General features: G+C 35.2%; 21 protein-coding genes. 15 read left to right on the forward strand and 6 right to left on the reverse strand.

Annotation, left to right across the window (positions count from 1 at the left end; genetic code table 11):
• The 7 genes from SH601_RS01720 (at position 1) to SH601_RS01750 (ending at position 7,265) form a co-directional block, all read left to right on the forward strand.
• Positions 1-1,506 (forward strand): response regulator, encoded by a 1,506-nt coding sequence (locus SH601_RS01720; RefSeq protein ID WP_319956495.1) that lies wholly within the window; start codon positions 1-3, stop codon positions 1,504-1,506.
• A 114-nt stretch (positions 1,507-1,620) separates the two neighbouring features.
• Positions 1,621-2,946 (forward strand): ABC transporter substrate-binding protein, encoded by a 1,326-nt coding sequence (locus SH601_RS01725; RefSeq protein WP_319956496.1) that lies wholly within the window; start codon positions 1,621-1,623, stop codon positions 2,944-2,946.
• A gap of 76 nt (positions 2,947-3,022) precedes the next feature.
• A complete protein-coding gene (locus SH601_RS01730) occupies positions 3,023-3,919 on the forward strand; it encodes a carbohydrate ABC transporter permease (RefSeq protein ID WP_319956497.1) in 897 nt (298 codons plus the stop codon).
• 3 nt (positions 3,920-3,922) lie between these two features.
• Complete coding sequence (locus SH601_RS01735) at positions 3,923-4,762, forward strand: carbohydrate ABC transporter permease (RefSeq protein ID WP_319956498.1); 840 nt, start codon at positions 3,923-3,925, stop codon at positions 4,760-4,762.
• A 6-nt stretch (positions 4,763-4,768) separates the two neighbouring features.
• Positions 4,769-5,401 (forward strand): YesL family protein, encoded by a 633-nt coding sequence (locus tag SH601_RS01740; protein WP_319956499.1) that lies wholly within the window; start codon positions 4,769-4,771, stop codon positions 5,399-5,401.
• 286 nt (positions 5,402-5,687) lie between these two features.
• Positions 5,688-6,956: a C40 family peptidase gene (locus SH601_RS01745; protein WP_319956500.1), complete on the forward strand. Its 1,269-nt coding sequence runs from the start codon at positions 5,688-5,690 to the stop codon at positions 6,954-6,956.
• 132 nt (positions 6,957-7,088) lie between these two features.
• Positions 7,089-7,265, forward strand: a complete 177-nt coding sequence (locus SH601_RS01750; protein WP_319956501.1) for a hypothetical protein — start codon at positions 7,089-7,091, stop codon at positions 7,263-7,265.
• A 146-nt stretch (positions 7,266-7,411) separates the two neighbouring features.
• Here the strand turns inward: SH601_RS01750 and SH601_RS01755 are convergent, their stop codons facing one another.
• From SH601_RS01755 to SH601_RS01765, 3 genes are read right to left on the reverse strand one after another with little or no spacing between them, the layout of a single operon-like run.
• On the reverse strand, positions 7,412-7,840 hold the full coding sequence (locus SH601_RS01755) for a BrxA/BrxB family bacilliredoxin (protein ID WP_319956502.1): 429 nt from the start codon (positions 7,838-7,840) through the stop codon (positions 7,412-7,414).
• A 45-nt stretch (positions 7,841-7,885) separates the two neighbouring features.
• Positions 7,886-9,637, reverse strand: a complete 1,752-nt coding sequence (gene pabB / locus SH601_RS01760; RefSeq protein WP_319956503.1) for an aminodeoxychorismate synthase component I — start codon at positions 9,635-9,637, stop codon at positions 7,886-7,888.
• Positions 9,634-10,215: an anthranilate synthase component II gene (locus tag SH601_RS01765; protein ID WP_319956505.1), complete on the reverse strand. Its 582-nt coding sequence runs from the start codon at positions 10,213-10,215 to the stop codon at positions 9,634-9,636. The genes pabB and SH601_RS01765 overlap by 4 nt, the downstream gene beginning before the upstream one ends.
• Positions 10,216-10,411: 196 nt before the next feature.
• Between SH601_RS01765 and SH601_RS01770 the strand changes: the two genes are divergently transcribed.
• From SH601_RS01770 to SH601_RS01800, 7 genes are all read left to right on the forward strand, one after another.
• Positions 10,412-11,365, forward strand: coding sequence for an ABC transporter permease (locus tag SH601_RS01770; RefSeq protein WP_319956506.1), 954 nt, complete (start codon positions 10,412-10,414; stop codon positions 11,363-11,365).
• Positions 11,355-12,302, forward strand: a complete 948-nt coding sequence (locus tag SH601_RS01775; protein ID WP_319956507.1) for an iron chelate uptake ABC transporter family permease subunit — start codon at positions 11,355-11,357, stop codon at positions 12,300-12,302. The genes SH601_RS01770 and SH601_RS01775 overlap by 11 nt, the downstream gene beginning before the upstream one ends.
• On the forward strand, positions 12,296-13,054 hold the full coding sequence (locus SH601_RS01780) for an iron ABC transporter ATP-binding protein (protein ID WP_319956508.1): 759 nt from the start codon (positions 12,296-12,298) through the stop codon (positions 13,052-13,054). Before SH601_RS01775 ends, SH601_RS01780 begins: the two co-directional genes overlap by 7 nt.
• A 126-nt stretch (positions 13,055-13,180) precedes the next feature.
• Positions 13,181-14,176 carry a siderophore ABC transporter substrate-binding protein gene (locus tag SH601_RS01785; protein WP_319956509.1) on the forward strand — a complete coding sequence of 332 codons (996 nt, stop codon included), beginning with the start codon at positions 13,181-13,183 and terminating at the stop codon, positions 14,174-14,176.
• Positions 14,177-14,564: 388 nt separating this feature from the next.
• A complete protein-coding gene (locus tag SH601_RS01790) occupies positions 14,565-15,032 on the forward strand; it encodes a chemotaxis protein CheX (RefSeq protein ID WP_319956510.1) in 468 nt (155 codons plus the stop codon).
• Between the two features lie 30 nt (positions 15,033-15,062).
• Complete coding sequence (locus SH601_RS01795) at positions 15,063-15,521, forward strand: chemotaxis protein CheW (protein ID WP_319956511.1); 459 nt, start codon at positions 15,063-15,065, stop codon at positions 15,519-15,521.
• A gap of 27 nt (positions 15,522-15,548) precedes the next feature.
• Complete coding sequence (locus SH601_RS01800) at positions 15,549-15,905, forward strand: response regulator (RefSeq protein WP_319956512.1); 357 nt, start codon at positions 15,549-15,551, stop codon at positions 15,903-15,905.
• Between the two features lie 212 nt (positions 15,906-16,117).
• Here SH601_RS01800 and SH601_RS01805 read toward each other — a convergent pair whose 3' ends face one another.
• Genes SH601_RS01805 through SH601_RS01815 form a run of 3 tightly spaced genes read right to left on the reverse strand, consistent with a single transcriptional unit; the run spans position 16,118 to position 19,809 of the window.
• Positions 16,118-17,224 (reverse strand): Ger(x)C family spore germination protein, encoded by a 1,107-nt coding sequence (locus tag SH601_RS01805; RefSeq protein WP_319956513.1) that lies wholly within the window; start codon positions 17,222-17,224, stop codon positions 16,118-16,120.
• The gene (locus SH601_RS01810; protein ID WP_319956514.1) at positions 17,211-18,314 is read right to left on the reverse strand and encodes a GerAB/ArcD/ProY family transporter; all 1,104 of its coding nucleotides are present in this window, start codon (positions 18,312-18,314) and stop codon (positions 17,211-17,213) included. The genes SH601_RS01805 and SH601_RS01810 overlap by 14 nt, the downstream gene beginning before the upstream one ends.
• Positions 18,315-18,321: 7 nt before the next feature.
• Positions 18,322-19,809, reverse strand: coding sequence for a spore germination protein (locus SH601_RS01815; RefSeq protein WP_319956515.1), 1,488 nt, complete (start codon positions 19,807-19,809; stop codon positions 18,322-18,324).
• 141 nt (positions 19,810-19,950) lie between these two features.
• Here SH601_RS01815 and SH601_RS01820 point away from each other — a divergent pair, with 141 nt between their 5' ends.
• On the forward strand, positions 19,951-21,108 hold the full coding sequence (locus SH601_RS01820; protein WP_319956516.1) for an acyl-CoA dehydrogenase family protein: 1,158 nt from the start codon (positions 19,951-19,953) through the stop codon (positions 21,106-21,108).
• The last annotated feature ends 88 nt before the right edge of the window (positions 21,109-21,196 follow it).

Here is a 21,196-nt window from a genome sequence, read left to right on the forward strand (position 1 = left end):
ATGTATAAAGTGTTACTAGTTGATGATGAGCGAATAATTCTGGATGGTATATCTGCAATTATTAATTGGAAAGAACATGAAGCAGAATTGATTGGAAAAGCACTAAATGGTCTGGAGGCATATGAGTTTATTCAACAACAACAACCAGATATTGTGATCACGGATATAACGATGCCAGGTTTGAATGGGATTGAATTAGTGAAAAAAGCAAGCGAGATATATCCAACGGTAAAATGGATATTCTTATCAGGATTTGATGAATTTGAATATGCAAGACAAGCAATGCGTTTTGGTGTCAAACACTATTTGTTGAAACCATGTAATGAAGAGCATATAGCAGAAGCTTTAGATGATGTGATTATTGAGAAACGGTCAGAGGATGAAACGAGACAATATATGCAAGCGATGGAAGCAACGAAAGTCATACAAAATGAAGAGGTGTTAAAGCAATTCTTTACCTATAAGCAACTGTCTGAAATAACGCAATCAAACATGTTAAAGCTATTAGACGAATTATTTCAAGACGATCCATTTTTCTTTTGGTTGGTGAATATGGAAGTGACAATCGACAGCCAAACGATCTGTCAATTGTTTGCAGATGATGGGTGTGTTGCCACTATCGGTAATAATCAGTTACTTGTTGCTCTCCGCTATTCTAACGACCATTTAGTAAAACTTCACCATTTTTGTAATGTTCATGAGCAGAAAATCATGTCGGTCACTACACGATCGTTTATCAAAGATCAATTAATGGCTATACCTACAATAAATGAAATGAAACAACAACTCTTTTATTCATCATGCAACAGTTTGATTACTTTTCATGATTGGGTTTCATTTACCGATTTATTTCCTATGAAATCAGAAATAGAAGTGGATACCATCGTGCTCCTTTTGAAAAAGAAACGAAAAAAACAAGCTATTACACATATTTCTGATTATATGCAGGTTTTGGCAACACATCATGTTGCTCCGAAAGTAACGAGAGGCTATTTCATTCATTTTTATTTACTACTAATGACGAAGTTAACAGATCATTCAACAGAAAGTAGTATTGAAACGATCGGAAAGATGGAGGAATTCCATTATGCATCAGATTTCGTGCAATTTTTTGTTGATTTGTTTGAACGCATCCTCTCGCAAAATGAACGTTCAGTGGAATATTCTAAAGTAGTAAATGAAATGTTGGTATGTATCGAAGAAGAGGTAGAAAATCCTAATTTGTCGTTACAATGGCTTGCTAATCATTATTTATATATGAATGCTGATTACTTAGGGAAGATTTTTAAGAAAGAAATAGGGCAGCGATTTTCTGCATATGTAACAAATGTCCGAATAAATAAAGCAGTCAAAATGATAGAGACGGAAAAAGATATGAAAGTATTTGAGCTGGCTGAACGATTAGGTTTTGGTAATAATCCACAATATTTTAGCCAAATTTTTAAAAAGATGAAAGGGGTTTCTCCTTCTGAAATGTTAAAGTCATATGAAGAGAAAGTGGAGTAACATAAACTCCTCTTTTTTTTGAACATATATCACTGATTTTTATATCATCATCGATTACTATTTTTGATAAGATAATACTGTAATCGCTTACAGATAAAAAGGGGAGGTAAAGACATGAAAAAATCTTTATTCGTTTTGTTGGGAATTATGATGACTCTTTGGTTAGCAGCATGTAGTGGAGATGATAGTTCAGAGGATGCGACAAGTGACGTGGATGACGATGCTACGGAGGATACAGCAGATGATGCTGCAACAAGTGATGGTGATGTTACATTACGAATTGCTTGGTGGGGTGAACAGACAAGGAATGATTACACATTAGAAGTAATTGAATTGTTTGAAGAGAATAACCCAGGCATCACATTAGAGCCTGAATATGCAAGTTGGGATGATTATTGGCAAAAACTTGCGCCGCAAGCGGCTGCAAATGAGTTGCCGGATATTATTGCCATGGACTTATCTTATTTATCACAATATGCAAATAATAATCAATTGGCAGATTTAACCCCTTTCTTCGATAATCAAATTGATCTAACACATATTTCTGAGGATATTGTAAATGGTGGAGCAGTAGAGGAGGGAGTATACGGTTTTAATATCGGGGTTAATGCAGTTGGCCTTCATTATAATCAAGAGTTGCTGAAAGAAGTTGGGATTGATGAGATTCCTGCAGATTGGACATGGGATGATTATATAGAAATGTCTAATAATGCAGTAGATAATGATGTCTATTTTGATACCGGATTCCAGCCAGATGTGTTCTTTAACTTCTATTTACGTCAACATGGCCAACGTTTATATGCGGAAGATGGTAGTGGTCTAGGCTATGATGATGATCAATTGTTTGTTGACTTCTTTACCATTGTACGAGATCAAGTAGAGAAAGAAGCTTCCCCCACACCAGATTATTTAGCGCAATTAGCAGGTCCTGAGGAGGATCCAACAGTGAAAGGTGAGGGTATCGGTGTATTCCAATGGTCAAACCAATTTGTTGGCCTGGAACAAATTTCTGATTATGAATTTGAGATTGCACCGATGCCAGGTCCAAATGCGGAAGATGGTTTATTTTTGAAGCCAAGCATGTTCTTCTCTATCTCTGAAAACTCTGAGCAAAAAGAAGCAGCGGCGCAATTTATTGATTTCTTTGTGAATGATCTAGAAGCAAATAAACTTATCTTAGGTGAACGTGGTGTACCAGTGAATTCAGAAATCAATGAAGCGTTACTTGATGAAGTATCTGACTCACAGGCGAAAGTATTCGAATATATCGCGTGGGCTGAGGAAAACAGTACTGAAATGGGTGCGCCAGATCCAGCTGGTGCAGGTGAAATTATTTCAGCTTTAGACAATTTATCAGAGCAGGTTTCATATGGTGAAATTTCACCAGAGGATGCAGCGGAGCATTTTAGAAATCAAGCCGAAGGTATTTTAGGAAACTAATAACTTATTAGGTGAGATAGCTGACAACTATATGTTGGCTATCTCCGTTTGATAAGTGATAGAGAGGGTGTGACAAATGCAAACACATATGAAGCAGAACTTATGGGGGTATATTTTTATTGGGCCATTTATTATTGGCTTTTTGGCGTTTACTATTATCCCGATTATCGCTTCTTTTTACTTTTCTTTTACCTCCTATGATTTATTTAGTTCACCAGAATGGGTAGGGTTTGATAACTTTAGAAAAATGTTTACTGATGATCCTCGGTATCTTCATTCATTAAAAATAACCTTCATCTATGTTTTTGCTGGTGTTCCATTACGACTAATTTTTGCATTAGTTGTTGCGATGATTCTAAATACAGCATCCAGAGCGGTTGGGTTATATCGTACATTGTATTATTTACCGTCCTTGATTGGTGGAAGTGTTGCAGTTGCTATTATGTGGCGGAACATTTTTGGTGATGAGGGAATCGTAAATATTGCATTAATGACAATGGGGATTGATCCTGTGCGCTGGTTTGGGAATCCGACAGCAGCACTTTGGATGTTAATATTCTTATCTGTTTGGCAGTTCGGTTCTTCTATGCTGATTTTCTTAGCTGGACTGAAGTCTATTCCACAAAGCTATTATGAGGCAGCAAGTGTCGATGGTGCAGGATTTTTCCAAAAGTTCTTTACGATTACCATCCCAATGCTAAGTCCTGTTATTTTATTTAATGCAATTATGCAGACGATAGCAGCATTTATGACATTTGTTCCAGCATTTATTATTTCAAAAGGAACAGGTGGACCATTAGATGGAACATTGCTTTATTCGCTCTACCTATTTATGCAAGGGTTTGAATTCTTCCATATGGGTTATGCATCTGCAATGGCATGGGTGATGCTAATTATCATCGCTATTCTGACCTCACTAATTTTCTTTTCATCACGATTCTGGGTCCATTATGAATCGGAAGGAGGCAGATAACAGATGAAAGCGAAGCATGTTAAGAAGCTTGTCTATCATATTATTGTAGCTGGTTTTGCTGTGCTCTTATTGTACCCGGTTATTTGGTTAGTAATGAGTTCTTTTAAAGAAAGTGAGTTGATTTTTGCTACGGCAGACTCTTTGATTCCTAACCCGTTTGTTCTAAGTAATTATGCACAAGGTTGGGAAGGTTTCGGAAATTATGGGTTCGGAACGTTTATTTTTAATACTGCTGTGTTTGTCGTACTTGTATTAATCGGTCATTTAATCTCTTGTTCCTTAATAGCATTTGGTTTCGCGAGGTTAAAGTTTAGGGGAAGAGCTTTTTGGTTTGCGATAATGATTATGACATTAATGTTGCCATATGAAGTAGTAATGATACCGCAATATATTATTTTTGCGCAGTTAGATTGGTTGAATTCCTTAAAGCCATTAGTTGTACCAGCATATTTCGGTCATCCATTTTTTATCTTTTTACTAGTTCAGTTTATTCGAACGATACCGAGAGAATTAGATGAAGCGGCGATTATTGATGGGTGTAATACATTTGGTATCTATTATCGAATCATCTTACCGTTAATCACACCAGCACTTGCAACGACAGCTATTTTTACGTTCTACTGGACGTGGGATAATTTGCTTGGACCTGTTTTGTATTTAAATAGTCCGTCAAAATATACGGTATCGATGGCACTTAATATGTTCTTAAGTAATGAGACTGTCTCTAACTGGGGAGCAATGTTTGCTATGTCGGTCGTATCACTAATTCCTGTGTTTATCATCTTTTTCATCTTCCAACGATATGTAGTAGAAGGGATTAGTACTAGTGGTTTGAAAGGGTGATGTTGTGTGAGTGCATTAAACAAAGCACTTGAGTGGGTGACAAAAGTAGCATATTTAAATTTGTTATGGATCGTTTTTTCAGTATTGGGATTCATTATTTTCAGTTTGTTTCCAGCAACTGCCGCTACATTTTCTGTGACAAGGAAATGGATTACTGGTTCGACTGATATATCTTTATTTAAGACTTTTTGGCAAGCTTATCGTCAATCAATATTACAGGCAAATATAATAGGTTATATAGTACTTATCTTAGGCTATATTTTATATTTGGATTTTCTATTTATAACGGTTGTGCAAAATGATTATCTTTTACTATTAACGATACCTTTCTTGTTTGTGACGATCCTTGTTACGTTAACATCCTTGTATTTGTTTCCGGTATATGCTCATTATGATATGAAAGTATTACAAGTAATGAAAAGTGCTTTCTTTATCATGATCATTAACCCGCTACAAACGATCGTAATGGTGCTTGGGGTATTCGCTATTTTATTTGGTGTATGGCATTTTCAATGGCTTGGTCTATTTTTTAGTATGAGTCTTGTTGCACTTAGTATATCAATGCCAGCTCAAAAAGCATTTCGTAACATTGAAGAAAAGAAGAATTATATAGTTAAGAAGACAATGTTAAACGATTAATATCTAATAGCTAAAAGTAGGCTGAGTGGTTTTCGCTCAGTCTATTTTATACTTGTAATCTATTAGAACTAGATAGATATAAATTGATTTACGACATAAGTAGACATAACTCGTAATAATATTGAAATATATTTGTAACATTTACATAACATTAATGAAATCTATCTATGGTACAATGACTGTGGTTTTAAAATAATGATAGAGAACTACATAGACCCTTGAACGTATAGGGAAATATACATACATATAAAAAAATGAAAAAAATTGTTGAAGGTAGGGGAGTTAAGTGCGAGAAAAGAAAAATTTAGTAAAGAAGTCTGCGGTAGCGTTAACTATTATGTCAAGTGTATTCTTTGTTCAGACAGTACATGCGGAAACAGAAGAAGATATTCAACAGCAACGATCTGAAATCCAATCGAACATTGATGATAAAAAAGATGAGATTGAAGAAATCAAAGCAGAATTAGTAGAGTTAAATGAAAAGATTGCTAGATTTGAAGAGGCAATTGAAGCTAATGAAAAGAAAATTAAAGAGACAAAAGGTAATATTAAAGATGTTGAAGGTGAAGTAAGCGACCTTGAAGACAAAATTGAAGAAATCCAAGAAAACATTGAAAGACGAAACGAAATCTTGAAAGATAGAATCTCCTCTTTACAAGAGAATGGTGGTTCTTCTAGCTATTTAGAAGTTATGCTGGGTGCTAGTAATTTCACTGATTTTATTGATAGAGTAGCTTTAGTACATAAAATTACTCAGGCAGATCAAGATTTATTAGATAGTCAAGAAAAAGATAAAGAAGAAGAAGAAGAAAACAAAGCAGCATTAGATAATAAGCTTAATGAATTAAAAGATTTAAAAGATGAATATGAAGAAATGCAAGAACAAATCGTTGAGCAAAAAGAGCAAAACGAAGAAGCAAAAAAAGATCTTAAGAAAAAAGAAGAAGAGAATAGTGATATTCTTGACGACTTAAAAGTAGAAGATCAAGTACTTGCAAATAAAGAAAAAGCGTTGAAAGAAGCTAGAGAAGAACAAGAGCGCATGCGACAATTAGCAGAAGAATCAAGCAATGAAAGTTCTGATGGAGATAACTCTTCTAGCTCTAGCGATGGTAAAGTGGAACAATTTGCTAGTACATCAGATAATGACGCACCAAAACCAAGTGGTAGTATGGTAAGCATTGTTACATCTGTTGGTAACAAATACATCGGAAACTCTGCTTATAAATTTGGTGGTGGTCGTAGCGCTTCTGATATCGCTAATGGACTATTTGACTGTTCTGCATTTGTTAGTTGGGCATTCGGCCAAGCTGGTAAGAGCTTGCCGGCAAGTACAGACGGTTTAATCGGAGTGGGTAGTGCGGTTTCAGCTAGTAATATGCAGCCTGGAGACCTTGTCTTCTTTAACACATACAAAACGAATGGACATGTAGGCATTTACTTAGGGAATAACAAATTCATCGGTTCTCAAAGTTCAACTGGTGTAGCGGTTGCTGATATGGGTAGCGGTTATTGGAAATCTAAATTCTCTGGTGTTGTACGTCGAGTAGGATAATGAAAGAAAAGATCCCTTTATGGGATCTTTTTTGTACGTAAAAAATGTGTGAAGGGGGAGTATTTCACGATTAATGCGTATTATTTAGCAGTGACATATGATACGTGTGCTCATAATAACCTAGAGGAAGCTATGAACGAATATACTCTAGAAAGTCTAAAGAATTTAGATGAACAACTTAGGGAATGGGCAAGAAAAGATGCAGCTCCACTAATCAGAGTATTTACATCTAATAAGAAAGATTTCTCCGAACGAACATTATATAGAGAATTTATGTTTGAAGAGTATGAGTGTAATTGTGCAGAATGAACGGGAATAATTTTTGTGCGCACATAAAAAAACCTGAACGATGCTAACGTTCAGGTTTTACTTCTTTATCATAGATGCTACCATCCTGATAAGCTTCGTTAAAAGTCAGCGGAGGGTAAAACTTCTACCGACTTTGTCACGCTTTATTAACAGAATTCTGCATAAGCGTTTGTTAGTTGTGTAACGATATCTTCTACGTCGTGCCCTTCGATTTGTTCACGAGGAATGAAGTGTTTTAATTCTCCATCTTTTACAATAGCCATAGAAGGTGAAGATGGCTCTACACCAACAAAGTATTCGCGCATTTTGGCAGTTGCTTCACGATCTTGCCCAGCAAATACGGTTACTAGTTTATTAGGTCTCTTTTCGCTATTTAATGATTGGACTGCTGCAGGGCGAGCTAATCCAGCCGCACAGCCACAAACAGAATTAACTACTACTAGTGCTGTGTCATCATTAGATGTCATAAATTGATCTACCTCTTCAGGTGTCTGTAGTTCTTGGAAATCAGCATTTGTTAATTCATCTCTCATTGATTGTGTAATTTCTCTCATATACTCTTCATACGCATTCATGATAAATTCCTCCTTAAAAGACTCTACTCAGATTTTACCAAACAATTAGTTGTTTTTGCGACTTTTTTGTTTTTCTTCATCAACGTTGATTTGAACTTTTAACCAACCACGTACACTATTGATAAACCAAATTTGATCTGCATCCTTGAGCTCCGATAATCGTAACTGCTTCTCTATTATCGTTTTGTTCTCTACTAAATGCCCACGAAATGTACCAGCTAGTAGCCCGTCCGTAACTGGCGGAGTATAATAATAGCCATTTTTTTCAATAACAATATTTCCAAGTGTGAATTCTGTAATAAATCCTTCCTTATTCCATAATAGAGTTGTGAATACATGTTCTGATGATTGTTGATCATGCCATTCATATACTTGTCTATTTGTTGTTTTGTGATATAAATAAATAGTTGAACAGTCAATGGGTGTTGTTGCAACAGCAGATTGAATAGGTCCTTTAAGCAAAGGAACAAGTTGATGTTCACAATCGAAATCCCCAGATGAATGATAAAGTAGTCTGATTTTATAGATTCCTTTCTTATAAGTAGTGGCAAGCTCTTGTAATTTCTCCTCTACTTCTACTTTATTAAAAGGATATCCGAAATAATATGTGGATTCTTTTAGTCTTTTCATATGATAGGGAAGTAGTGGGTACTGACCATCTTCTAGTTTTAACGATTCGATAAGAGAAACATTCTGTCTGTTTTGACGCAATATTTCTGCTTTTTGATTTAATTCATCGTATTCATTTTGACTAATAGAATCCCATGTAATACCTCCACCAGCACCGTAAGTCGCCACTCCATCTTGAATGAAGGCAGTTCGGATCGGAACATTGAAAATAGCCTCTCTCTGCGGTGAAATCCATCCAATTGCACCACAATACACTTCTCTAGGTGTGTCCTCTAATTGAGCAATGTATTTCATTGTTTCAACTTTCGGTGCACCAGTAATGGAACCACAAGGGAATAGTGCTTGAAACCAATCAAATACTTTAGATGTTTCTAACTGTGCAGTGATCGATGATGTCATTTGATGTACAGTTGGATAGGTTTCTACATCAAATAAACTTGTTACATTGACGGTACCAGGCTTAGCAATTCTACCGATATCATTTCTCAGTAAATCAACAATCATTACATTTTCTGCTTGGTCTTTTTCAGATTGCCTTAATTGTTGTTGTAACTTGATATCTTCTTGATAAGTACGACCACGTTTGATTGTTCCTTTCATTGGTTTTGTGACAATGTTGCCGTCTTTGACATGAAAAAACAATTCAGGTGATGCAGATAAAATCTGTGTATCACCAATATCAAGATAAGCAGAGTAAGAAGCACGTTGATTTTTCGCTAATTGCTGATAAAAAGAATACGGATCACCTACAAATGGAGCTTTAAGTCTTGTAGTGTAATTTACTTGATAAGTGTTTCCTGCTGCAATCGCATCTTTAATGTTCGTAATATTACGTTGATAATTCTTATAGTCTGTTGTGTATTGCCATTTTCCTAGTTCATAATCTTTCGTTATATGGTTGATTGGATGATTACTCGGCTCATTAAATGCTGCAAACCAAACAAGTGGTAGTTGTTGATTAGAATGTACCATATAACTTGCATCAAATGCTGGTGCTGCTTCATAGGAAACAAAGCCGGCAATATAATAGCCTTCATCTAAATATGCTTCTATCTCGTTAAATATAGGTGCGATTTCATCAAGTTGTTCTGCTTGCCAAACATTTATTGGATTAGAGAATTGTTGAATAGACGATTGAAAATGAAATTGTAATGTAGGGCTTCTCATTTGGTCACTCCATTCATTGCTTGAAGGTAACTATTTTTAATCATATCAAAGCCGTATTCTGTAAGAATTGCCTCGGGATGAAATTGTATTCCTTCTATATTATATTGTACATGTTTGACACCCATTATTTCTTCATTATATGTTTGTGCTGTTATCATTAATCGATTCTCGGGAAGCATAGAGGTAATCAATGAATGATATCTTGTTACAGCGATATCATTATTGATATTTTCAAAAACCCCTTGTGCTGTATGCTGAATCTTGGATACTTTTCCGTGCATGGGAGCGGTTGATTTCGTTACTTGCCCGCCAAAATAGTGTACGATTACTTGCATGCCTAAACATACTCCGAAGATGGGAGTGTGTTGATGAAAATAATCTACTATTTCAAGACATGTTTGTTGCTCTTCTGGAGAACCTGGTCCAGGAGATAAAACAAGCAAGTCAGGTTGCAATTGTTCAATTTTCTCAATAGTGATTTGATCGTTTCTAAAAACATATGTATTGTCCGTTAATTGACGATAATATTGTGCGAGATTATATGTAAATGAATCATAATTATCAATGATAATAATCAATCTGTTCTTCCTTTCGATTTTAGTTATTCTGTGTCATTATAGCGTAAATCCCTATGAATATCACGTTTAGCGATTGATTCGTGTACCGAAATGTGCAAAAACTATTGACAGTTGCCTAATTTATGATACTATTATAAATATCTAATTGATAATGAATCTCATTATTAAAATGTGAACAGGAAGGCCTAGGAATTTTATGAAGAAACGATATTTGATTGTATTATTGCTCGTACTATCCGTGATTTCTCTGTTCGTTGGTGTAATTGATTTAAATCCGAAAGATATCTTTAACTTAACAGAGGATCAAAAAGAAATTCTACTCATCAGTAGGCTCCCAAGATTAATTAGTATTATCATTGCTGGAGTAAGCATGAGTATCTGTGGATTAATTATGCAACAATTAAGTCGGAACAAGTTTGTATCACCGACAACTGCAGGGACGATGGATTCTGCTAGATTTGGTATTATGGTAGCTTTAATGTGGTTTCCGGCAGCAGGTCCCATTCAGAAGATGTTAGTAGCATTTGTCTTTGCTTTACTAGGTACGTTCATTTTTATGAAAATATTAGATAAAGTGAAGTTCAAAGATCCCGTTTTCATTCCGTTAGTAGGTTTAATGTTTGGGAATATTGTCAGTTCGATCACAACATTCTTTGCTTATCAAAATGACCTTATTCAAAACATGTCTTCCTGGCTACAAGGAAACTTTGCTCTTATTTTGCAAGGGCGATATGAAATATTATACATAAGTGTACCATTATTGGTTTTAGCTTATATCTACGCAAATAAATTTACGATTGCAGGTATGGGGGAGGATTTCTCTAAGAACTTAGGAATGAACCATAAGCGAGTAGTAAATGTAGGGCTTGTAATAGTTGCTATTATTACTTCTGTTGTTATCTTAACAGTAGGAATGATTCCATTCTTAGGCTTGATTATTCCGAATATCGTTTCGATTTATCGCGGAGATCATTTAAAGAATAGCTTACCACATACAGCATTACTAGGAGCTGTATTCGTATTAGCTTGTGATATATTAGGAAGAATTATTATATTCCCGTATGAAATAGCCATTGGTGTAACAGTTGGTGTTATTGGTAGTGGGATCTTCCTTTACATGATTTTAAGGAGATCTGCATATGCGTCTTAAGTGGAAAATATCGATTTTAATAGCTGTAAGTTTGGCCTTAATAGCTGTCTATCTTTTTGTTGGTATACCAGGTAACTGGGATTACATATTACCAAGAAGATTCACAAGGGTATTAGCGATTATTATTACTGGATCTGTTATTGCAATTGCGACGGTTGTATTCCAGACGATTACAAACAACCGCATATTAACACCAAGTCTTATTGGGTTGGATTCATTATATATCTTGTTACAAACATTCTTTATCTTTGTGTTTGGTTCAACAAGTATTGTTGCTTTAAATGCGAATATAAATTTTGCTATTTCCGTAGGGGCGATGGTTATCTTCGCTTTATTACTGTACCATCTGCTCTTTAGAAAGCAGAAAAATGTATATTATCTTTTGTTAATAGGGATTGTATTTGGTACATTCTTTAGTAGTTTATCTTCTTTTATGGAAGTATTAATCGATCCAAATGAGTTTTTTATGGTACAGAACAAAATGTTTGCCAGCTTCAATAACGTCAACACAGACATTCTATGGTTTGCGATTATTATTTTAGTTGCGACGATTATCTATTTCTGGCGATACATTAAGTATTTAGATGTTATGGCATTAGGTAAGGAACACGCAATCAACTTAGGAATTGATTATGATAAAGTCATGCAACGCTTACTAGTAGTTATTGCGATTTGGATTTCCGTTGCTACTGCCTTAGTTGGTCCAATTCTATTCTTAGGATTGTTAGTATCTAACGTAACCTATGAATTTATGAAAACATATAAACATGGTTATTTGTTATTAGCATCTGCATTAATTAGTATTGTCGCACTTGTTGGTGGACAATTAATAGTAGATAGGATTTTTTCATTTAACACAACCTTAAGTGTTATTATTAACTTTGTTGGTGGAGTATATTTCTTATATCTGATTTTAAAGGAGAATAAAGCATGGTAGAAGTACAAGAGATTACCAAAAAATATGGAAATAAAGCAGTGGTTGATCAAGTTTCCGTTTCGATTCCAAAAGGAAAGATTACTTCTTTTATTGGACCTAATGGAGCTGGTAAGAGTACATTACTATCAATTGTCAGTCGTCTTATTACAAAAGATACTGGGGAAGTCCATATTGATAATGAAGAAATATCATCCGTAAAAAGTAATGCATTAGCAAAAAAAATCGCTATTTTGAAGCAATCTAATCATTTAAATGTACGGTTAACAGTGAAGGAGCTAGTTTCCTTTGGTCGCTTTCCATACTCACAAGGCAGATTGAAAAAAGAGGATCATCGATTTATTCAGGAAGCAATTGATTATATGGAGCTTAATGAGCTAGAAGATAAATATTTAGATGAGTTGAGTGGTGGACAACGCCAACGTGCATTTATCGCAATGGTTATTGCCCAGGATACAGAATATATTTTATTAGATGAACCATTGAATAATCTTGATATGAAGCATTCTGTCCAAATTATGAAAGTACTTAAAAGACTAGTAAATGAGTTGGGTAAAACCGTCGTAATAGTTATTCATGATGTGAACTTTGCTTCTGTTTATTCAGATTACATTGTCGCACTGAAAAATGGTAAAATCGTTCATCAAGGTCCTAAAGATGACATGATTGACAAAAAAGTTTTGCGTGATGTCTATGATATGGATATTCAAATTCAGGACATTGATCAATGTAAAATTTGTTTGTATTTTAATTAATTAGTTGTTGAGCCTATGACTACTTTCTCATCTTGAACAAGCATGTTAGTAGGGCCCATTAACATGATAGCTTAAGATGAAGGGTTCATAGTAAAAACATAAAAATATACATGAGGAGTGTAAATAATGAAGAATTTTATTTTCTTTTTATCTTTCATAGCCATGCTTGCTTTTATCACCGCGTGTGGAGCAGATAACGAAAGTGGCGCAGAAACAACAGAAGACCAGAACCAATCAGAAGAAAGTGCAAGTGCAGACACTGATTCAAGTGATGCAGAAGATACAGAGATCGTTGTAAATCACGAACTAGGTGAAACAACTGTACCTGTAAATCCAGAGAAAGTTGTAGTTTTTGACTATGGTGTGTTAGAAACATTAAAAGAACTTGATATTGATGTGGCTGGAGTTCCACAAAGTAATCTACCTCCACATTTAGAACAATATGAGTCTGATGAGTATACCAATGTCGGTGGGTTAAAAGAGCCTGATTTTGAGGCGCTTGCTATTCTTGATCCGGATCTAATTATTATCTCTGGTCGTCAAGGTGAAATGTATGATGAATTATCTGAGTTAGCTCCTACTATCTTCATGGGTGTAGATACAGCAGATTATATGACATCATTTGAATCAAATGTAGAGATCTTAGGTCAAATCTTCAATAAAGAAGATGAAGTTCAAGCAAAAATTGCTGAAGTAGAAGATGTTGTAAATGATGTAGAAGAAACAACAAAAGAAACAGATGGTAAAGCATTAATTGTACTAACAAATGATGGAAGTGTTAGTGCGTATGGCGCTGGTTCTCGATTTGGTTGGATCCATGATGAATTAGGGCTACCTCAAGCAGATGAAAATATTGAAGTAGCAACACATGGTCAAAATGTAAGTTTTGAGTATATTGCAGAAAAAAATCCAGATTACTTATTTGTTATTGATCGTAATGCGATTGTAGGTGGAGAAGATTCTGCACAAAAAACGTTAGATAATGACCTTGTTAATGGTACAAACGCTGCGAAAAATGATAAAGTTATTTACTTAGATCCAAACTTCTGGTATATCTCTGGTGGTGGAACAGAATCAGTTAGAGAAATGGTGACAGAAGTAAGGGATGGAATACAAGAATAGTTGCAAAAAATAGGAGCTGCCTAAGCGATCAGATATCTGATTGTGCAGGTAGCTCTTTTTTGTGTTGCTACTATCATAGTTTAGATGAGTGCACTTTTTCCGATAACTAAACGGATGCACTTCCATTTAGTTTACATGAATAACGGTTTAGTTCATGTAAGTTATATTTTTGGTGTGGAAGCTAGGACTATAAATAAATAGACCGTATGATAAATTAATTGGTAGAAAATAAGTTATGACCAAAAAAATACGTAATTATCTATGATATAATTTGTAAATGCAGAGATTTTTTCATTCTTCGTAGATGCTGTGGTTGTGTAATTCGTAAGTATTAGGTATTATGGTATATGAGTGATGATTAAATATGACTAGGTAAGGAGAATTTTTAATGGCATTATCTACGGAAGTTAATGGGAATGAAATCATCAAGGAATTATACAATGGCTCTGTTCAAAGCATCAAGAATGTTGTGCCAGTAGAGCATCAATTTGATTCACCTAAATTGACGACGAATCCATTGCATGTGGAATATGGAGTGTTGATTGGATATAGTGGATCGTTTAAAGGGGATTTACTTATTCAGGCTAATCATCAAGTATTTGGCGCAATTGGCGAAGCTTTATATGGGATGCAATTGTCCGAGGAAATGTTAGACTCTTTCTCAGGTGAACTTGGTAATATGTTAGCTGGTGGATTATCCACGCATTTAGCTAATGCCGGGATTACAACAGATATTACGCATCCTACTATTATTAGTGGAAATGCCAAGTTAACTGGTTTTAAGCGAGTACTTCAAGTGGACATTCAGTATCCAAATGTAGGTGAAATGACAATGTCTCTACTATTAAATCAATAGAAGGCTGGTGAGAATAAAGTGGAAACAACTATGGAAAAAACAATTATTTTTAAGTTGAATAATCAGGAATACGGAGCTAATATTAGTCAAATTCGCTCCATTGAAAAACTAGAAGAAATAGTCTCATTACCACAAACTTCTGATTTTATTAAAGGGATTATTAATTTACGAGGAAATGTTACACCGATCATAGATTTGCGTACAAGACTTGGTCTGCAGGAAAGTGAGCCGACAGAACAGACGCGAGTGCTTATTGCGAGTGTGAAGGATGTAACGGTAGGGTTAATTGTAGATGAAGCAACAGATGTAATTGATATTCCATCAGATGTAGTCGAAGATGCTCCTGAATTAGTTAAAGGGGTAGACTATCGTTATATTAAAGGTGTTGCAAAATTACAAGATCGTGGCATGTTACTATTGCTGGATCTTGACTATGTGCTAAACCTTGACCAAATTGAAGAAGTACAGCAAGTCGTAAATAAAGAATAACGTGAGAAGTAACGGGAGGAATTCATCTTGGCAAGAGTAGTAATTGTAGATGATGCAGCATTTATGCGTATGCAATTAAAAAATATTTTTACAAATTTAGGACATGAGGTAGTAGGTGAGGCTGAAAATGGTCGTCAAGCTACTGAGTTATATGAAGAGCTACAACCTGACATTGTATCGATGGATATTACCATGCCAGAAATGAATGGGGTAGAAGCTACGAAAGAAATTAAAAGTAAGGATGCTAATGCTACCATTATTATGTGCTCAGCAATGGGACAACAACAAATGGTTCTTGATGCGATAAAAGCAGGAGCAACTGATTTTATTGTAAAACCATTTACAGAAGAACGTGTAAAAGAAACGCTGGATAAATTATTATAAAGTGAGACTTTAAGCAGTGGAAGAATTAGACTCCCACTGCTTATTAGTGAAACGTATCAGGAAGTTTATTATTCAACCCATTATGTGGAAATTTAATGGTTTGGTGCACGTTGATACATGAAGAGGATAGGACTGAGTGAAATAGGAAGATAGAGGACCTGTACAATTAGATGTGATAGGTGTAATGATGCCTTAATGTTCGAATCTTTTATCTAATAATTACTTCTTTGTCCTGGCCTCTTTTTAATATTACTGAACTCTAAGTTAAAGTCGATGTTAGGTGTAATAGTAATTTTAGGATATTGCTTTTTCCATTCTTCTTTATCCCAATCTCTAAAATGATTACTAGCAGAATCTCCGATCATCAAAGGATCAATGTCTAGTTGTTGCAAGAATTTAGTTAATTCTTTGCCTTTTTGTTCAAGGTCTTTGGATACAGCTTGTTCTAATCGTTGTTTTTCTGTTGCTGATTGCATTCCTATTTGATTAGATTCAGCTAATGTTCCGTAAATCGCTACTTGAATCTCCACTTCGTTGTCAGATTTCCAATCAATGCTATGCTTAGAATAGATAGAGCCTATGGAAACTGCTTGTTTTTCTTCATCCCAATAAAATTCATACGTATGGTCTTTAGAATCTTCATACAATAAACTAAAAATAAAAAATTGGTCAATAGGTAGTTGGTCTACAAATTGATCATGTTTCATCAAGGCTAATCCAATAATGTCGACGGATGTATTGCTATACTGGATAATCGGGAGAAATGGATCCATTCCCTCTCCGGCTAATCTATAATTAAAATCATGTAAATTCATCCTGGGAATGTTATTTTTATTGTTATTTTTAATTAACTTTTCAATAAATCTTGATAACGTTAGTTCAAGAATAGGGGCATTTTTAAGTAAATCTTCTGCATTTCCACTTACAACTGCAAGGTTTAAGTCACGACCAATAGAAGGATCTTCATTGATTCCTTCGAGTATATCGCTAACCCCTTCCTTTGCTAGTGCTTCCCCAAATAAAATATCTGCTAGATTACCAACTTCTATTGTAAAGGGAGCTTGTGTTTGAATTCTTGCATTTATTTCTTGAAATGTTTTTGCTTCGCCGGTATATTGGACGTTTTTCCCCATATCTGCATTATCTTCACTTGCCCCAAATATTGGAGCGATGGCAGTACCGGTATATGTTTTATTATCTGCATTCCAATCATATCCAATCGCCATAATTAATTCGATATCATCCAACACTTTTGTTTGAATACAACCAACTAAAAGGATAAAACTGAGAACAAGTGGTATCAATCTAATTTTTTGCATTTTTAGATTTCACTCCTTCTATTACTTTTTTGATAATGAATAGCAGTGGGATATAAGCAAACAAAACAATTAATCCAATTCGCGATATTAAGTGACTAACTAAATCAATAATTAGGAAATTATTAATAAAATAAACAGAGAAGACACCGATAAGAGCGAAAATGATCCCGATTGTCCGGAGTTTGAACGGTGTTATCCTTTGAAAACATTGAATGCTAGACCAAAAATATAAGCAAGAAGTCGCGATAATAGCAATAAAGTGCAAGCTGATACCTAAATATTCGAATCTTTCCACGATTGGTAAATTAATTACTTTCATTAATTGGAGTGTTGGCCAGGAGATGGTTTGAATTTGCTGTTCGTTATAATACATGAAAATAATAATGGCGGACATTAGATAAGTAAATGAAGACAGAAGGTTCCCGCCTATAGCCCATTTTAAACCAGATTTAAATCGTTTGATGAATGGTGCATAAATAAGTATTAATTCAATACCTAAAAAACTAAAAGACATAGGTTCTAAAGCTCTTATTATATCCTGAATTGGTGTATTGAACAGTGGGAATATATTAGAGAAATTTCCATCTACAAATCCTTTGTATTTAAATACTGCTAAAAATGAGGTAATAAAAAAGCTGAAAAAGGCAAACCCAACTACTATTCGAAAACCTCCTAAACAAATATATAGTACTAAAATAAACAACAGGGACAAGAATAGAACAATCGACATATCAGGAAAAAACCAGATTTGAATTATTTCGATATACGAAATGAGCACAATGATAGAGACAAGCAATGCGTATAAGCCGAATAGGATGGTTAGACAATTTCCGATTATCTTGCCAAATATGGAGTGATGAATAGTAATCCAATCAGTTTGTTCATCTGTTATTATTTTCCATATAATAACAATGACAACCGTTGTTAACAACCCACTAATAATCGTAGTAATCCATGCGTCATATCCAGCAATATCAGCGATTTCCCGTTCAAAACTTAAAAGTCCCTCACCAATTTGGGTAGCATTAATGATAAAGAATAACAAAAAAGGTGAAACTATTTGTGTTATATCTGGTTTGTGCAGATTCATCGTAACCCTACTTTCGTTTGCCATGTTTATTACTTGTTCTAGAAAGGTTAATCCGATTTTTATCCCGTGGTGATGTGATGGTTGGTCTTTCTCCTTGCAGATGAAATGGTAAACGAATAATAGCATCCTTCAAGTCTTTCCATCTTGGTGGATATAACGGTGTTAAAAATGGTCTTCCGAGTGAAGTAAGCCTGATTAAATGAGTAACAAGAAACATTAATCCAATTATGATTCCGACAATACCCCAAAGTTGGGCAAAAATGATAAAGGGGAATCGAATTAAACGAATTGTATTACCAATTCGGTATATCGGTGTAGTAAAGGAAGCTAGTGCAGCTAAGGCGACTAATATGAGCAGAACATTACTAGTCAGTCCTGCTTCAACAGCTGCAGTACCGATGACAATACCACCAACAATACCGATTGTCTGACCGATTTTTGTTGGAAGCCGTGCACCAGCCTCTCGTAAAAGTTCAATTGATAACTCCAATATAAGTACTTCAATAATCGGAGCGAATGGAATATCTTTTCTTGAAGAAACCAATGTACCTAATAAATCACCAGGAACAATATGATAGTGATAGGTTAAGACTGCCACATACATAGGGGTGATGAGAACAGAGAATATAACCGCACAAATTCGAATGATTCGGAAGGCACTAGCTATTGGCCATGTTAAAAAATAATCTTCATAAGATGCAAAGAATTCTACTAATGAGGTAGGAGCTATTAATACATGTGGTGAGCCATCGACTACAATAGCGACTTTCCCCTCGACTAATGCACTACATACTCTGTCAGGTCTTTCAGTGTCCATCAATTGCGGGAAGGGGGACTGCGAATTGTCAGCAATCATTTGACCGATGAAAGAACTATCCATGATTTGGTCGTATTCAATAGCAGTAATTCGTTGAATAACCGTATCTACATTTTCTTGATTTGCGATCCCATCAATATAAACAACAGAAATATTTGTTTTGGTGATTTTCCCAGATTGAAAACTTTTCGTGTGTAATTGTGGGAGTTTTAATCTTTTTCGAATGAGGTTAATATTAGTATTCAAATCTTCAATAAATGCAATTTTTGGGCCTAGCACACTAAACTCTATTTCAGGCTGATCAACTTGTCTTTCAACCTCAAATTTAGCAGGAAGAAGTAATGCTTGCTCATCATTATTTTTAAGCTTTAAAGCAAGGAAGCCAGTTAGCAATTTTTCTTCGATATCATTCAAATCGGACGTAATTTCTGATTCTGAAAAGGGTAATAAATTTTTTAATATGTTCAATTGATCTACATTAGTTTCTTTTAACTTTCCAAGTAAATTCACATCAACTTTTTCTGGATTAATAAGTGATTCGTAGTAAAATAATTCAATATTATTAGTGTTACCGAATGTATGATGATTGAAATCATCACTAGCTTTCATGATCTCCATTAGTTCATCTAGTGTATTTACTGTTTTCTGCGGTTGTTTAGGATTTTTTCTTCTGATCATCACTGTATACCTCATTGTAAAAAAGTTTATCGATAGTATGTGAATTTACTGATAAACTATACAAAGATTTTTAAGTAGATTAATGGCGTTTGAGAAAGGAATTCGGTATGCTAATGAGTAATAAACGAGAGGGGGATAAGAATGAGTGTAACTAATAATTTTATTCAGAATGACCGCCAAGAAGCACTATACCGTAAAGTGGAGAGAATAGCAGAGAGAATAAAGGCTAGAAAACAACAAGCTGATAGGGAAGCAAGCCTACCAATAGAAAATGTTGTTGACTTACAAAAGGAGAAGTATTTGTCATTAACATTGCCAAAGGAATATGGTGGAGAAGAGCTAAGTCTATATGAGTTTTTGCTTATGCAAGAAAAGCTAGCAGAAGGGGATGGTGCAACCGCGTTATCTGTTGGTTGGCATTTAGGTGTATTGAAGGAACTTAGTGATGATAATCTTTGGAACGCAGAACAGTTTGATTATATTGCGAAGGAAGTAGGACAGCATCAAAAGTTAATTAATCGTTGCGCAACAGAACCTGCTACTGGTAGTCCGACACGTGGTGGTATTCCGGAGACGACAGCGGTACTAGATGGAGAAGAATATATTATTAACGGAAGAAAGACGTTTGCTACGATGGCTCTTGTATTGGATTATTATATTGTAACAGCATATGTGAAAGAGAAGGATGCTGTTGGTTCGATTCTTATCCCAAAGGAAGCAGAAGGTGTTCATGTGGAAAAAACATGGGATACGCTAGGGATGCGTGGAACAGGAAGCGACGACTTATTATTGGAGAATGTGCGGGTGCCAAAAGATAACCTAGTAGAATTGAATGATAAACCGAAAAAACCAGGTCCAAAGGGATGGTTATTACATATACCAGCATGTTATTTAGGAATTGCCCTCGCAGCGCGTCGTGATGTCATCCAATTTGCAAAGGAGTTTCAGCCGAATAGTTTAAATAAACCAATTGCTGAAGTGGAACATGTACGTAATAAAATAGGAGAGATCGATTTGAAATTATTACAAGCACGATATTTTCTTTATAGTGTGGCAGATAAGTGGGATAACTATCCTGAGCAGCGTGCTCAACTAATGAAAGAGTTAGGGGCAGTTAAATTAGTAGCAACAAACACAGCAAATGAAGTTGTGGATCTTGCTATGAGGGTTGTGGGCGGAAGAGGACTTTCGAAAAACATGCCATTTGAACAGTATTACCGTGATGTAAGAGCAGGACTTCATAATCCACCAATGGATGATATGGTCCTCGGACTGTTAGCAAAAGAAGCCCTTTCTTGAAGAAATGGGTGTCAGGATAAAGTGAGACTCCGCCTGAGCGAAGTCTCACTTTATCGAGATATCACAAAATCGTTGCTTGGATTTTGTA

Source organism: Gracilibacillus pellucidus (genome assembly GCF_033949965.1).
In the GTDB taxonomy this organism is placed as follows: domain Bacteria; phylum Bacillota; class Bacilli; order Bacillales; family Amphibacillaceae; genus Gracilibacillus; species Gracilibacillus pellucidus.

Coding starts and splice junctions, on each gene's coding strand:
- SH601_RS01750 (WP_319956501.1), top strand. CDS start 7,089: ATGAACGAATATACTCTAGAAAGTCTAAAGAATTTAGATGAACAACTT.
- SH601_RS01725 (WP_319956496.1), top strand. CDS start 1,621: ATGAAAAAATCTTTATTCGTTTTGTTGGGAATTATGATGACTCTTTGG.
- SH601_RS01790 (WP_319956510.1), top strand. CDS start 14,565: ATGGCATTATCTACGGAAGTTAATGGGAATGAAATCATCAAGGAATTA.
- SH601_RS01770 (WP_319956506.1), top strand. CDS start 10,412: ATGAAGAAACGATATTTGATTGTATTATTGCTCGTACTATCCGTGATT.
- SH601_RS01780 (WP_319956508.1), top strand. CDS start 12,296: ATGGTAGAAGTACAAGAGATTACCAAAAAATATGGAAATAAAGCAGTG.
- SH601_RS01755 (WP_319956502.1), bottom strand. CDS start 7,840: ATGAATGCGTATGAAGAGTATATGAGAGAAATTACACAATCAATGAGA.
- SH601_RS01810 (WP_319956514.1), bottom strand. CDS start 18,314: ATGAATCTGCACAAACCAGATATAACACAAATAGTTTCACCTTTTTTG.
- SH601_RS01735 (WP_319956498.1), top strand. CDS start 3,923: ATGAAAGCGAAGCATGTTAAGAAGCTTGTCTATCATATTATTGTAGCT.
- pabB (WP_319956503.1), bottom strand. CDS start 9,637: ATGAGAAGCCCTACATTACAATTTCATTTTCAATCGTCTATTCAACAA.
- SH601_RS01820 (WP_319956516.1), top strand. CDS start 19,951: ATGAGTGTAACTAATAATTTTATTCAGAATGACCGCCAAGAAGCACTA.
- SH601_RS01785 (WP_319956509.1), top strand. CDS start 13,181: ATGAAGAATTTTATTTTCTTTTTATCTTTCATAGCCATGCTTGCTTTT.
- SH601_RS01720 (WP_319956495.1), top strand. CDS start 1: ATGTATAAAGTGTTACTAGTTGATGATGAGCGAATAATTCTGGATGGT.
- SH601_RS01775 (WP_319956507.1), top strand. CDS start 11,355: ATGCGTCTTAAGTGGAAAATATCGATTTTAATAGCTGTAAGTTTGGCC.
- SH601_RS01795 (WP_319956511.1), top strand. CDS start 15,063: ATGGAAAAAACAATTATTTTTAAGTTGAATAATCAGGAATACGGAGCT.
- SH601_RS01730 (WP_319956497.1), top strand. CDS start 3,023: ATGCAAACACATATGAAGCAGAACTTATGGGGGTATATTTTTATTGGG.
- SH601_RS01805 (WP_319956513.1), bottom strand. CDS start 17,224: ATGCAAAAAATTAGATTGATACCACTTGTTCTCAGTTTTATCCTTTTA.
- SH601_RS01815 (WP_319956515.1), bottom strand. CDS start 19,809: ATGATCAGAAGAAAAAATCCTAAACAACCGCAGAAAACAGTAAATACA.